The organism is Cyclobacterium jeungdonense (genome assembly GCF_010994275.1).
Classification (GTDB): domain Bacteria; phylum Bacteroidota; class Bacteroidia; order Cytophagales; family Cyclobacteriaceae; genus Cyclobacterium; species Cyclobacterium jeungdonense.
The window spans coordinates 327,119-340,566 of the sequence record NZ_WMCD01000002.1; the positions used below are offsets into that span (position 1 = coordinate 327,119).

General features: G+C 43.2%; 12 protein-coding genes. 8 read left to right on the forward strand and 4 right to left on the reverse strand.

The features are described 5' to 3' along the window. The first annotated feature begins 25 nt into the window (after nucleotides 1-25). The 8 genes from GKS34_RS06445 (at nucleotide 26) to GKS34_RS06480 (ending at nucleotide 8,676) form a co-directional block, all read left to right on the forward strand. The gene (locus GKS34_RS06445) at nucleotides 26-1,633 is read left to right on the forward strand and encodes an OstA-like protein (RefSeq protein ID WP_163383989.1); all 1,608 of its coding nucleotides are present in this window, start codon (nucleotides 26-28) and stop codon (nucleotides 1,631-1,633) included. A gap of 202 nt (nucleotides 1,634-1,835) precedes the next feature. Continuing rightward, complete coding sequence (locus tag GKS34_RS06450) at nucleotides 1,836-2,549, forward strand: T9SS type A sorting domain-containing protein (protein WP_163383990.1); 714 nt, start codon at nucleotides 1,836-1,838, stop codon at nucleotides 2,547-2,549. A gap of 65 nt (nucleotides 2,550-2,614) precedes the next feature. Continuing rightward, nucleotides 2,615-3,547 (forward strand): outer membrane protein assembly factor BamD, encoded by a 933-nt coding sequence (locus GKS34_RS06455; protein ID WP_163383991.1) that lies wholly within the window; start codon nucleotides 2,615-2,617, stop codon nucleotides 3,545-3,547. 15 nt (nucleotides 3,548-3,562) lie between these two features. Beyond that, nucleotides 3,563-3,877: a DNA-directed RNA polymerase subunit omega gene (locus tag GKS34_RS06460; protein WP_163383992.1), complete on the forward strand. Its 315-nt coding sequence runs from the start codon at nucleotides 3,563-3,565 to the stop codon at nucleotides 3,875-3,877. Then, nucleotides 3,878-5,095, forward strand: a complete 1,218-nt coding sequence (coaBC, locus tag GKS34_RS06465) for a bifunctional phosphopantothenoylcysteine decarboxylase/phosphopantothenate--cysteine ligase CoaBC (RefSeq protein WP_163383993.1) — start codon at nucleotides 3,878-3,880, stop codon at nucleotides 5,093-5,095. A gap of 38 nt (nucleotides 5,096-5,133) precedes the next feature. Continuing rightward, the gene (gene porD, locus GKS34_RS06470; RefSeq protein ID WP_163383994.1) at nucleotides 5,134-6,045 is read left to right on the forward strand and encodes a type IX secretion system protein PorD; all 912 of its coding nucleotides are present in this window, start codon (nucleotides 5,134-5,136) and stop codon (nucleotides 6,043-6,045) included. A gap of 48 nt (nucleotides 6,046-6,093) precedes the next feature. After that, nucleotides 6,094-7,746, forward strand: coding sequence for a DNA repair protein RecN (recN, locus tag GKS34_RS06475; protein WP_163383995.1), 1,653 nt, complete (start codon nucleotides 6,094-6,096; stop codon nucleotides 7,744-7,746). 105 nt (nucleotides 7,747-7,851) lie between these two features. After that, nucleotides 7,852-8,676, forward strand: a complete 825-nt coding sequence (locus GKS34_RS06480; RefSeq protein ID WP_163383996.1) for an enoyl-ACP reductase FabI — start codon at nucleotides 7,852-7,854, stop codon at nucleotides 8,674-8,676. A 66-nt stretch (nucleotides 8,677-8,742) separates the two neighbouring features. Here the strand turns inward: GKS34_RS06480 and leuB are convergent, their stop codons facing one another. The 4 genes from leuB to leuC are packed head-to-tail and all read right to left on the reverse strand — an operon-like array spanning nucleotide 8,743 to nucleotide 13,439. After that, on the reverse strand, nucleotides 8,743-9,813 hold the full coding sequence (gene leuB / locus GKS34_RS06485) for a 3-isopropylmalate dehydrogenase (protein ID WP_163383997.1): 1,071 nt from the start codon (nucleotides 9,811-9,813) through the stop codon (nucleotides 8,743-8,745). Then, complete coding sequence (locus GKS34_RS06490; RefSeq protein ID WP_163383998.1) at nucleotides 9,782-11,371, reverse strand: hydroxymethylglutaryl-CoA lyase-like TIM-barrel protein; 1,590 nt, start codon at nucleotides 11,369-11,371, stop codon at nucleotides 9,782-9,784. Before GKS34_RS06490 ends, leuB begins: the two co-directional genes overlap by 32 nt. A 51-nt stretch (nucleotides 11,372-11,422) precedes the next feature. Then, nucleotides 11,423-12,013, reverse strand: a complete 591-nt coding sequence (gene leuD, locus GKS34_RS06495) for a 3-isopropylmalate dehydratase small subunit (RefSeq protein ID WP_163383999.1) — start codon at nucleotides 12,011-12,013, stop codon at nucleotides 11,423-11,425. Between the two features lie 4 nt (nucleotides 12,014-12,017). Continuing rightward, nucleotides 12,018-13,439, reverse strand: a complete 1,422-nt coding sequence (gene leuC, locus GKS34_RS06500) for a 3-isopropylmalate dehydratase large subunit (RefSeq protein WP_163384000.1) — start codon at nucleotides 13,437-13,439, stop codon at nucleotides 12,018-12,020. Between the last annotated feature and the right edge of the window lie 9 nt (nucleotides 13,440-13,448).

Here is a 13,448-nt window from a genome sequence, read left to right on the forward strand (position 1 = left end):
AATTTTGACCTGGAATTAGACGCGAATGATACGAAACAAACTACTTTTACTGGGACTTTGCTTCCTGTTGGCAACGCTCCAGGTAAAAGGTCAGGAAGAAAAAAGCCGGCTGGAAATCCTTCATGCCGATGAACTGCAGGGAGGAAAGGGTTTTGACCGCTTGCTGACAGATGTGATCATGAAGCATAAAAACTCTCTTATTTATTGTGATTCAGCGCATTTTTACGTTCAGGATAACCTCGCCAAATTGTTCGGTAGTGTCAAAATTGAGAATCAGGAGGATTCGGTTACCGTCACTAGTCTTTATGCAGAATATGATGGAGACACCCAGATGGCCCGCCTGCGCAATAACGTGGTCCTGGTAAATGAAGGAACTACATTGTACACCGACTTTTTAGACTACAATCGGGGAACTGGTGTGGCCAACTATTTTAATTCGGGAATGGTCAAAGACAGCACCAATACACTTACAAGCGTAAAAGGGACCTATGAAACCCAACAAGAAAAAATAACTTTTACAGAAAAGGTGGTTTTGGAAAACCCTGACTACACCATGAAGTCCAAAAGCCTTCTATATTATACGCAAACAAAGATTGCGGAAACCGAAAAGCTAACCAATATACTTTCGAAAGAAGGTAACAAATTAAATGCCCAAAGAGGTAGTTTTTACGATACTCAAAATAAAATTTTTAGGTTCTACGATGGGGATATGGAGTCAGAAAATAGCATCGTGTCCGGGGAAATCCTGTACTACGACGAGAATGAGCAGTATTACGAAGCAAGGGAAAATGTGAGCATTTTTAATAAGGAAAGGAATGTAGAGGTATTTGGTGAAGAGGGCAAGTATTGGGAGGAACGTCAGTATTCGAAAGTGTATGGAAAAGCACTGGTCAGGAAATATTTTGATGCGGATACCTTATATATGATTGCTGACACCTTGATCTCCCAGGACAGTGAAGTTCCGAAGGACCGGTTCACGCTGGCCTATCCCAATATGCGGATGATCAAGTCGGACCTTGCCGGCCGGGCAGACTCCATGGCTTATATGTATGCCGATTCTACGGTTTACCTATACTCAGACCCCGTATTATGGAATAACAAAAGTCAGATAACAGCGGATAGTATCCGGTTTATAATAGCAAATCAGGAAATAGACCAGGCATTGCTGCTTGACAACGCTTTTGCGATCACCCAGGATACCGTGGCTAATTTCAACCAAATTAAAGGGCGAAAAATGACAGGCTATTTTGTTGATGGAGACATGGATTTGTTGGATGTGGAGGGCAACGGCGAATCGTTGTATTTTGCAATGGAGAACGACACCACCTTTAAGGGCCTAAATAAATTGCTTTGCGGTCGAATTATCATGGAGTTTCAGGAAGGGACCGTTTCCAGAATTAGCCATTCGATCAAACCTGAAGCCTCTTTTACCCCGCCCCACCTCATAGAAGAGGATCAGACACAATTGAAGGGTTTTAGCTGGCGATCTGAAGAAAGACCTGACCAAAAGCTAATTGACGACTGGAGAACACCCCGAAAAAGGGAAAAAAACAGGTACAGTTTTTTCGACGAGCCAAACGTAGCTTTACCGTTTCCCTCCGATGATGAAATACAAAAACGTATAGATAATTAATATTATTTATCTATTAAGTAACATTTTTATGAAAACCTGTTGGTTTAAAAACCATTTTCTAACGGTAGACAAGAAAAAAAATTTTGTAAAGGTTAACATTTTTTAACCGTAAAATAGGTGAAAAGTGGAACCAATTTGGTATTTTTATCCGTATATACTAGGAATGAAACGAAACCGCAGTCATTATTGATTTAAACTTTACATGAAAATTTTTCTTTCGCTATTAATCACATTTGCCTTGTACGCTCAGCAGCATGCCGAAGCGAGACAAGTGCGTGTATTGAGTGAGAAAGTGGAGTTTAATGGTAAAGTAAATACCACACAGCGAAAATCGCTGATCCTTCAAAATGAATCCGAAGAAATAACTTCCTATTATCTGAGGTATCTTAGAGGAAACATAGGTTCTTCTCAAAACATCTTGGTCTGTTTGGGTGAGACATGCTTTGACCCTAGAGAAGACCTCTCTCAGATAAAAATAGACCTGGAACCTGGAGAAATCTTCACTGATCTTTACATAGAGTTTGAATTGGGTATCACGCCAACCAAAGGTACGTTTGATCTGCATTTTTTCAATAGTTCCAATTCCCGCGACGCGTTTGTGATTGAGAGCGTGTATAATGTAACGGGAGATAATCCATCTGAGCAAGTTAGTCATAAAGACGTGGATATGGGAAGCATCTATCCGAACCCGAGTGTCCGGTCGGCCCAGCTGGATTACAAAATTAAAAACCCGGATGCCAACGTAAGGGTCGTTATCAACAGCTTTATTGGTAACCCCATTTATGATTTCCGTTTAGATCCAGTTCAGGAAACACTGGTTATTCCCGTAACCGATCTAAACCCCGGAACCTATTTTTACACCCTGATCGTCGACAATAAGAACATTGTCACCAAAAAACTCTACGTCAAAAGGTAGGTTTGTCTGGTCTCGGATAAACTCCCTTGATAACCAATTATTAATCCCTTATATTTGCAGGCTAAATGAAGAAAACAACCCCATTATATATTAGTATTCTGTTGCTATTCACCTTAGTGTTTACCGGGTGTGGCGAGTTTTACAAATTAGAAAAGAGCACCAATTGGGACGAGTTGTACGAAGCAGCCAACCGCTACTACGATGAAGGAGAGTATAATAAGTCCATTATTCTCTATGACAGAGTGCTTCCGGTAATCAAAGGTAGTGGAAAAGCGGAGTTGGCGGAATTTAACTATGCGTATGCACACTTCCGTACAAAGCGTTTCATTGAATCTGCCGGTTATTTCAAAACCTTTTTTGATACCTATAACCGATCCCCTTTAGCGGAGGAAGCCCTGTTTATGCATGCCTATTCCTTATACCTCGACTCGCCGGATTACAATCTGGACCAAAGAAGTTCAAGGGAAGCGGTAAATGCGATACAACTATTCATGAATCGTTATCCGGAATCCGACTCGTACGAAAGAGCCATTTCCATGATAGATGATCTGCAGAAAAGGTTTGAGGAAAAAGCCTATGAAGAATCCAAGATGTATTACCGGCTGACCGAGGGACTTTTTCCCGGGGAATTCTACCGGGCATGTATTATAAACTTTCAGAATTTTGCCAAGGACTATCCAGACAGCGAATACAATGAAGAATTGGCCTTCAAGTTAGTAGAGGTGAGCAATGCCTATGCTGAAAGAAGTGTTTTCGATAAAAAAGAAGAGCGGCTTAAGCAATCCATCGAATTTGCGCAGGATTTTGCGCAGAAATATCCGGATAGCAGTTATGACTCAAAAGTCAAAAACCTCATGAGTGAAACCAAAACAGAATTGGAGGCGCACTACAGGTTAAAAGAGCAATACGAATCCCGGTCTGCAGAGGCTAAAAGGCTACGTGAAGAAGAAGAAAGGAATCAGCAGGCAACGGAAGCATTACGAAACACAGAAAATTAAATCAAATAAACAATCATGGCAGTTAATCCGTCAATCATTACCAGAGACCTGGATAAAGTAGCCGAAAAATCAGGCAATCTTTACGAATCCATATTTGTGATTTCCCAAAGGGCAAAACAGATTTCTTCCACGATGAAGGAGGAACTTAACAACAAACTTTCCGAATTTGCTTCCACCGTGGATAATCTGGAAGAGGTATTTGAAAACAAGGAACAGATAGAAATTTCCAAGTTTTACGAAAGAATGCCCAAACCGAGTACCATGGCGATGGAAGAGTTTATGGAAGACAAGGTAATGTTCAGGTATCCGGAAGAAGAAACAGAATCCTAAATGCCACTATCAGGCAAACGAATTCTATTGGGGGTAACCGGAGGGATTGCTGCCTACAAAACGGCGCATCTGATACGGTTATTGATCAAAAAAGGGGCAGAAGTAAAGGTCATCATGACAACTTCTGCCCTTTCTTTTATTTCACCGTTAACCTTGGCCACCCTTTCGAAAGGGCCTGTATTTCATGATTTTTTTAATAAAAACACGGGAGAATGGACTAACCATGTAGAGCTAGGCAACTGGGCCGATTTGATGGTGATTGCTCCTTTATCAGCCAATACATTAGCAAAAATGGCCAGTGGCCAAAGTGATAATTTGCTTCTCTGCACCTATTTATCCTGTACATGTCCGGTATTGGTAGCTCCGGCTATGGACCTGGACATGTATCGACACCCAGCCGTTAGTCAAAACCTTGCTGCCTTACGACAGTATGGCCATGTGGTAATGGAAGCCGCCACCGGGGAATTAGCCAGTGGCCTCAGTGGGCAAGGACGAATGCCCGAACCCGAGGATATCCTCTCGGCAGTTTTTAGCTTTTTTCTTCCATCAAGTAGTTCATTAAAGGGAAAAAAAATAATGATTACCGCCGGACCAACCCGGGAATCCTTGGACCCGGTACGGTACATCAGTAACCATTCCAGTGGAAAAATGGGTATTTCCCTTGCCGAGAAAGCAGCCGAACGAGGTGCAATAGTTACGCTTATTTTGGGGCCTACTTCCCTGGCTCCCACGCATCCTTCTATACAAACGATCCCCGTGTCTACTGCGATAGAAATGTTTACGGAAGCAAAAAAAAGTCATCCCCAATCAGATATCGCTATTTTTACAGCAGCAGTGTCGGATTACCGTCCCGAAAACCCGTCTCCCGAAAAAATAAAAAAAAAGGATGGGAAACTTAATCTTACCCTGGTAAAAAACCCGGACATTGCCCGAAATCTGGGTCAGGAAAAAAAAACCGTACAAGTGCACGTGGGTTTTGCACTGGAAACCGATGAGGGCTTCGGAAGTGCAGAAGAAAAACTAAAAACTAAAAACTTCGATTTTATCGTACTGAATTCGCTGCTGGATCCCGAAGCCGGATTTCAAAAAGACACCAATCAGGTTACCTTCATTGATAAAAAAGGGAAGAGCCAGAAATCTCCTGTATTAAGAAAAGAGGAATTGGCCTCTATTATTCTGGATAAAATAGAAAGCTTTTTTCAAACAACAGAATCATAGAATAACCGTTAAAGAAGGTGCGCTTTAAAATGTAAAAAATGTCCCGATACCTAGTTCTTTTTGGTTTATTAGTACTGGTTTCCATGCCCCAAACTGGAATCTCTCAACAGTTGAATTTCACTGTTACGATTAATAGCGAGCGGGCAAGAACACAGGACAGGGATATATTTGAGCAAATGAAATCCTCCTTTGAGCAATTTTTGAACGGACGGAACTGGACGGACGAAGAATTCAAGCCGGAAGAAAGAATCAAAGGAAATTTATTGATTACCATAAATGACATGCCCCAGGTTGGGCTTTTTACCGCCACCGTTCAGATTCAAACTGTCCGACCGGTCTACGGTTCCAACTACGAGAGTTTGATGTTGAATTTCGCCGATCGGAACTGGACCTTTGAATACGTAGAATCTCAACCACTGGAGTTTAACCAATATTCATTTTTAAACAACATCACCTCCCTATTGTCTTACTATGCTTACATTGCTATTGGGTTGGACTATGACTCTTTTGCTCCGAGGGGAGGAGACCCCTATTTTGAAACAGCCAATAACATTGTGTCCAATGCACAGCAATCTGCCAGGCCTGGCTGGAACCAAAACCCCTCCGACAAAAGAAACCGATACTGGCTTTCCAATGAATTGTACAACTCACAGGTGATGGTACCCGTACGCGATGCCTATTACTTGTATCACCGGAAAGGCTTGGACTTTTTGACTACAAAACCGGAAGAAGGTTTTGAAAACATTCTCGAGGCGATCAAAATGGTAGAGGAAGCAAATCAGGCCCAGCCCAATAGCATCCTCACTATCAGCTTTATGGATGCCAAATCAGATGAGATAAGCAAACTATTAAAGACAGCCCCTGATAATATTAAGCAGGAAGCCGTGGAAGTTTTGCTAAAGGTAGACCCGAACAACGCCCGAAAATACAACGACATTTTGAAAGGATAATCCTGTTTTTTTGGTTAATTTTGATTTCCTAAACGAAACCAAAGCACCATGTTAACCAACCTAAGCATAACAAACTATGCTTTGATAGAGAAATTGGAAATGAATCCCTGCCCGGGATTGAATATGATTACCGGGGAAACGGGTGCTGGCAAGTCCATCATGCTAGGAGCTGTTGGCTTACTTTTAGGAAACAGGGCCGATACGAAATCACTTTTCGACGAAACCAAAAAATGTGTCATCGAAGGAGTCATAGCCATCCAGAATTATGGCCTGCAATCTTTTTTTGAGGACGAAGAACTCGATTACGAGCAGGCCTGCATTATCAGAAGGGAAATCGCCCCATCCGGAAAATCCAGGGCGTTTATTAACGACACGCCTGTAAAATTAGATACCTTGAAGATCTTGGGAAAAACCCTGATGGACATTCACTCCCAACATGAAAATTTACTTCTCGGGGCTTCTGCCTACCAATTGTCGCTGGTAGATGCGTTTGCCGACAGCAAAAAGGAACTGCAACTGTTTAGAGAAAAATTCAACAATTTTCAGGTACTGAAACGAAAAGTTCGGGAGCTGGAACAGGAGATGGTAAGCTTGCAGCAGGAATCGGATTATAATCAATTTCAGTTGGAGGAGTTATCCACGCTTAACCTGGAAAAGGGGGAACAGACACGACTGGAATCAGAGGAAGAAATCCTAAACCACGCCGAGGAAATTAAAGCCCGGGCAATTGAAGCACTGGGATTACTGGACAATGAAGAAATGGGGGCCTTTCAACGTCTTGGATCCGCAAAACAACACTTTCAATACCTGAGCCGGTTTGGAAAGCCCTTCGAAGACTTATCCCAACGGTTTAATAGCATTCTGATCGAGCTGAAGGACATCATGGAAAGCTTGTCAGCCGAAGAGGAAAGCATGGAAGTGGACATGGAAAAATCCGAGTGGATCCGAGATCGGCTCAGTAAAATCTACCAACTTCAAAAAAAACACGGTGTGCAAACCGACAGTGAGCTTCTGGAATTGGCTTCCGGACTGGCGGACAAAGTGTTTCGGGCAGATCACCTGGAAGAAGAACTAAACCGGCAAAAAGGAGAATTGGAAAAAGCAGAGAACGAGCTACAAGCAGCGGGGATTCAACTTTCCAAAAAGAGAATTGCAATTTTTGGCGGTTTCAGCAAGGAAATTCAAGTACTTCTGTCCCAGCTTGGAATGGAAAATGCAAAAATAGAAATCCAGAGAAACGAAATACCGCCAACTTCCTCCGGGATAGACGAAATTGATATTTTATTTTCCGCCAATAAAGGCATCGCCACCCAACCTATTGGGCAGGTGGCTTCGGGCGGGGAATTTTCACGATTGATGTTTGCCATAAAGTATGTTATGGCAGATAAAATGGCCTTGCCCACGTTGATTTTCGACGAAATAGACTCGGGTATCTCTGGAGAAGTGGCCTTGCAGATGGTGCGAATGATGCAAAAAATAGCTGAAAATCATCAGGTTATCTGCATCAGTCACCTCCCTCAGGTAGCCGCTAAGGGAGAAAAACACTATTTTGTGTTTAAAGATAACAGTGCCAAAAAGACGGTAAGCAAGATCAAGCTGCTAAATGAGGAGGAAAGGCTCCTGGAAATCGCTAAAATGATTTCGGGATCCAACCCTTCTGCCACAGCTTATGAGAATGCCAGGGAATTGTTGGCCAATTAGCAGCTATTATTCGCTGTATTTATTAAAAACACAAAAAGTTTCAGCTAAATTTATTTAATTTTATAGAATAATATTTAATTTAAGTCAGAAAATCAAAAGTAAAATATGCCTGAGAATCTATTAAAAGGAAAGAAAGGAATAATAACAGGTGCCCTTGATGAAAATTCCATCGCCTGGCAAACGGCTTTAAAGGCAAAAGAACAAGGGGCAGAATTTGTACTTACAAATGCTCCCATAGCCATGAGAATGGGTGCTATCAAGGACCTGGCAGCGGCCTGCGATACCATCATCATTCCTGCCGATGCCACCTCCGTAGAAGATATAGAAAACCTTTACGATGAAGCGAAAGAATACCTTGGAGGAAATTTTGATTTTCTTTTGCACTCCATTGGGATGTCTCCTAATGTTCGGAAAGGAAAAGCCTACGGGGATTTGAATTACGAATGGGTTCAAAAATCGTACGACGTTTCAGCGGTCTCTTTTCATAAAATGCTTCAAGTAGCCGAGAAAAAGGACATTTTAAATGAGTGGGCCTCTGTGGTGGGTTTGAGCTATATTGCGGCACAGCGGGCCTTCCCTTTTTATTCCGATATGTCCGAAGCAAAAGCCATACTCGAAAGTATTGCCAGAAACTATGGATTAAGATATGGGAAACTAAGGAAAGTAAGGGTCAATACCATCTCCCAATCTCCAACCAAAACCACTGCCGGGTCAGGCATTGGAGGATTTGACGATTTCTTTGATTTTGCTGATGTGGCTTCCCCACTGGGAAATGCCTCTGCTGAATCGTGCGCAGAATACATAGTCAGCTTGTTTTCTGACTTCACCCGAATGGTGACCATGCAAAACCTATTCCATGACGGCGGCTATTCCTCCAGTGGAATCACACAGGAATTGATTGATATCTTTGTGGAAAAAAGTAAAAAATAAGTCCTATAAAAAAACCCGCCATGGAAAATTTTCCAAGGCGGGTTTTTTGGACTAAGCTTTAGCCTATCAGGCCATTCCTACCTGCTCTGCTACCCAATCCCCTACTTCGGAAGTCTTATAGGAGGTGCCGCCATCTGCAAGGTCTTCTGTCACCATTCCTTTTTCCAGCGATAAGTTCACCGCATCCGATATGGCTTTTGCTTCATCCATTAAGCCAAAGGCGTACTCAAACATCATGGAAGCAGACAATATCGTTGCCAATGGATTAGCAATGTTTTTACCTGCTGCCTGTGGATAGGAACCATGAATGGGTTCAAAAAGCTTGGTTTTAACACCAATCGAAGCCGAAGGCATCAACCCCATAGAGCCACTGATTACCGAAGCCTCATCGGTAAGGATATCTCCAAACAGGTTTTCCGTTATCAAGACATCATATGCTTTGGGCCACTGAATTAATCGCATGGCTACCGCATCTACAAATTCGTACTCTACTTTGACGTCGGGATATTCAGGAGCCAATCGCTGTACTGTTTCCCTCCATAGCCTGGAAGTGGCCAGCACGTTGGCCTTATCCACACAAGTCAATAACTTCCTTCGCTTTTGGGCAAATTCAAACCCCATTCGGGCTAGCCGTTCGATTTCTTCCACCGAATACATGCAGGTGTCAAAAGCTTTTGTTCCTTGTTCGTTTCTTCCCCTGGGTTCTCCGAAGTAAATCCCGCCTGTAAGCTCGCGGAGAAAAACCAGGTCTGTTCCTTCAATCCTATCTCGCTTGAGGGGCGATTTATGAACAAGGGAAGGAAAGGTAAACGTAGGTCGTACATTGGAGAAGAGCCCCAGCCGTTTTCTCATTTCCAGCAGGCCTTGCTCCGGGCGTACCTTTGCACTGGGGTCATTGTCAAATCTAGGATCGCCTATGGCTCCAAAAAGTACGGCATCTGATTGCAAACATACCTGATGCGTTTCTTCAGGGTAGGGGTGACCCACCGCGTCTATGGCTGCAGCACCAGTAATGGCCTCCTTAAATGTAATTTGATGTCCAAATTTTTTCCCAACTGCATGAACCACTTTTACTGCCTGCGCAATGACTTCAGGGCCGATACCATCACCAGGCAATAGGGCTATATTCATTTCCATATGGATTCTTTTTTTCTGTTTTGTTATTGTTCTTGATTTGTTCGATGATGTTTAACATTTTTTCAGTGGCCTTCATGGCAGCAATCGTTTGATCACTGTCCAACCCCTTGGTTTTGAAAATTCTTCCGCCAAGGTCCCAGGTGACTACGCATTCCACAAAGGCATCTGTTTTCCCGCCCGGTGGAATGCTGATTTGAAAATCAGTTAGTTTTGGGAGTTCTTTATCCAGAGATTTGTATATTTTCTTCAGCGCTTTCATAAACGAGTCGTATTGACCGTCGCCGGAAGCATTCTGTTCATAAAATTCGTGGAAAATTTTTACACGCAATTGGACCGACGGTTTCAATCCTTTGGAATGGACCATGTGGTACCCATCGATCACGATATCTTTGTGGATGGAATTGTTTTGCAATACATCGGAGATAATATAGGGCAAATCTTCTGTCGTCACCCTTTCCTTTTTATCACCAAGCTCGATGATTTTTTGAGTCACTTTGGCCAATTCGTCAGGCTCAAGGGATATCCCAAGTTCCACCAGGTTTTTCAATATATTGGCCTTACCGGAGGTCTTTCCCAGGGCATATTTTCTCGTTCTTCCAAAACGCTCCGGCAGCAAATCACTGAAATAAAGATTCTTTTTATTATCCCCATCTGCATGGACACCGGCCGTTTGAGTAAAGACATTTTCACCAACCACGGGTTTATTGGCAGGAATACGCAAACCAGCAAATTGCTCAATCAATTTACTTATCCGGTAAATTTTATTTTCCTGGATATTTAATTCAAAATCAGTAAAATCTTCAATTACAGCCACTACCGACTCCAAAGGTGCATTTCCTGCCCTTTCACCCAGGCCATTTACAGTGGTATGCAATCCCCGGGCACCGGCCTTTACAGCGGTCAGCACATTGGCTACCGACAAGTCGTAATCGTTGTGGGCGTGAAAATCAAAATGAACATCGGGAAATTCCCTGCAAATTCCCTCCAAAAACACCTGCACTTCTTCCGGGCATAAAAGTCCCAGCGTGTCAGGCAGCATGATGCGTTTTACAGGTAACTTGGATAGAAACCGGATCATGGACATGGCATACTCCCTGGAGTTTCTCATTCCATTACTCCAATCTTCCAGATATACGTTTACCGCTATTCCTTTTTCCTGAGCATACCGGATGGCTTCCTCTATTTCTTCGAAATGAGTCTCCGGCGTTTTTTTCAACTGATGAGTTAGGTGATTGAGTGAACCTTTGGTGAGCAGATTCATGACTTTTGCCCCTGCATCTACGATCCAGTCCACGGATTTTGGCGTATCTACGAAACCGAGAACCTCCACCCTGTCCAAAAATCCCTTTTCATAGGCCCAATGAGTAATCTTTTTAACGCCTTCCAGCTCCCCTTCCGAAACCCTCGCAGATGCCACTTCTATACGATCTACGCGCAACTCCTCCAATAAAAGTTTTGCGATCTGTAACTTTTCCGAAGGTAGGAAAGATACACCTGAGGTTTGTTCACCATCCCTCAGGGTGGTGTCCATGATTTCTATTTTCGTTTCTCTACTCATTCCCTTTCCATTAATCAGTCCTTCGGTGTTTCACAACTGAACACGCTTACATTACCTATTGGCCTCAAAGGCTTGGATCTCATCATTCAGATTTAATAAATAATCAATATCATCAAATCCGTTTTTCATGTTTTGCTTCTTGTATGAGTTAATATCGAAACTCTCTGATTTACCCGTTGATAGCAGTGTGATCGTTTGCTTGTTAATATCCACTTCCACCTCTGTAGCAGGATCCGCCTCCACAGCTTCAAATAGTTCATCCGCAAATTCCGGGGATACTGTCACCGGTAATACTCCGATATTCAGACAGTTGTTTTTAAATATATCTGCAAAAAAACTGGATACAACACAGCGAAATCCGTAATCGTAAATTGCCCAAACGGCATGTTCCCTGCTGGATCCGGATCCAAAATTTTTACCTGCCAAAAGGATTTTTCCTTCATAAGTAGGGTCATTTAATACAAAATCCGGCTTTGGATTACCTTCGCTGTCGTACCGCCAATCCCTGAATAAGTTATCGCCAAAACCTTTTCTTTCAGTTGCTTTCAAAAATCGGGCCGGTATGATCTGATCCGTATCCACATTTTCGGACGAAAGGGGTACCACCCTGCTGGTCAATATATCAAATTTATCGTATGCCATGGTCTTATTTTTCTAAAGCTAATTCCTCAATCAAATCCCTGGGGTCCGTTATTTCGCCCGTTATTGCTACCGCCGCTACTGTTAGGGGCGAAGCCAAAAGCGTTCGGCTGCCTGGTCCCTGCCTGCCTTCAAAATTACGGTTAGAGGTAGACACGGCATACTTACCCGAAGGAATCTTATCATCGTTCATGGCTAAACAGGCAGAGCAACCCGGCTGCCTTAATTTAAAGCCCGCTTCTTCCAGAATTTGAACCAATCCCTCGGCGATGGCTTTCTTTTCTACTTCCCTGGATCCCGGAACTATCCATGCGGTTATGTTGTCCGCCTTCTTTTTGCCTTTTACAAAATTGGCTACGGCCCGAAGATCTTCTATCCGGCCATTGGTACAGCTTCCAACAAACACATAATCTATCTTCTTACCCTTCATTGGCTCACCGGGCTTGAATCCCATGTAATCCAGCGATTTGATGTAAGATTTCTTTACACTTTCCTTCATTCCCTCCGTGGTAGGAATATGATCCTTCACCTTTACACCCATACCAGGATTGGTCCCGTAGGTAATCATGGGCTCAATATCCTCTGCGTTATAATGATATTCCAGATCAAACACTGCCCCTTCATCGGTTTTCAGGGTTTTCCAATAAGCCACGGCCTCATCCCAGGCTGCTCCTTTGGGCGCAAAATCCTTTCCATTAAGATACTCAAAGGTGGTTTCGTCCGGAGCAATCAATCCTCCCCGGGCACCCATTTCGATGCTCATGTTACAAATGGTCATCCTGGCCTCCATACTTAAGGCACGAATAGCGCTACCCGCGTATTCAATGAAATACCCGGTACCTCCGCTGGCAGAAATCTGAGAAATGATATATAGGATAATGTCTTTGGAAGAAACACCCGGACCTAGCTCACCATCTACCGTAATGCGCATCTTCTTGGCTTTTGCCTGCATGATGCACTGCGTGGCAAAAACCATCTCAACTTCAGAGGTACCAATCCCAAATGCAATGGTCCCAAAGGCTCCATGGGTAGAGGTGTGGCTATCCCCACATACGATGGTCATTCCGGGTTGGGTAATTCCTAATTCCGGCCCGATTACATGCACAATACCATGATGATCTGTTCCCAAATCATGAAGTTCAATACCATGTTTGGCGCAATTTTCGCGGAGCTTTTCTACCTGCATCCTGGAAAGTTGGTCTTTGATGGTCTTGTCCTGATCGATGGTAGGCACATTGTGATCGGGAGTGGCTACCGTTCTTTCCGGAAACATGACTTTATTACCTCGTTTCTCGAGGTTAAGAAATGCTACCGGGCTGGTCACTTCATGGATAAAATGCTTATCAATGAAAAAAACGTCCGGACCATTTGGGATAGATTTGATCACGTGAGCGTCCCAAATCTTATCAAATAATGTTTTCTTCTCCATTATGTTATG

Coding starts and splice junctions, on each gene's coding strand:
- GKS34_RS06460 (WP_163383992.1), top strand. CDS start 3,563: ATGGCAGTTAATCCGTCAATCATTACCAGAGACCTGGATAAAGTAGCC.
- GKS34_RS06445 (WP_163383989.1), top strand. CDS start 26: ATGATACGAAACAAACTACTTTTACTGGGACTTTGCTTCCTGTTGGCA.
- leuD (WP_163383999.1), bottom strand. CDS start 12,013: ATGGCATACGATAAATTTGATATATTGACCAGCAGGGTGGTACCCCTT.
- porD (WP_163383994.1), top strand. CDS start 5,134: ATGTCCCGATACCTAGTTCTTTTTGGTTTATTAGTACTGGTTTCCATG.
- GKS34_RS06455 (WP_163383991.1), top strand. CDS start 2,615: ATGAAGAAAACAACCCCATTATATATTAGTATTCTGTTGCTATTCACC.
- coaBC (WP_163383993.1), top strand. CDS start 3,878: ATGCCACTATCAGGCAAACGAATTCTATTGGGGGTAACCGGAGGGATT.
- GKS34_RS06450 (WP_163383990.1), top strand. CDS start 1,836: ATGAAAATTTTTCTTTCGCTATTAATCACATTTGCCTTGTACGCTCAG.
- GKS34_RS06480 (WP_163383996.1), top strand. CDS start 7,852: ATGCCTGAGAATCTATTAAAAGGAAAGAAAGGAATAATAACAGGTGCC.
- leuB (WP_163383997.1), bottom strand. CDS start 9,813: ATGGAAATGAATATAGCCCTATTGCCTGGTGATGGTATCGGCCCTGAA.
- leuC (WP_163384000.1), bottom strand. CDS start 13,439: ATGGAGAAGAAAACATTATTTGATAAGATTTGGGACGCTCACGTGATC.
- recN (WP_163383995.1), top strand. CDS start 6,094: ATGTTAACCAACCTAAGCATAACAAACTATGCTTTGATAGAGAAATTG.
- GKS34_RS06490 (WP_163383998.1), bottom strand. CDS start 11,371: ATGAGTAGAGAAACGAAAATAGAAATCATGGACACCACCCTGAGGGAT.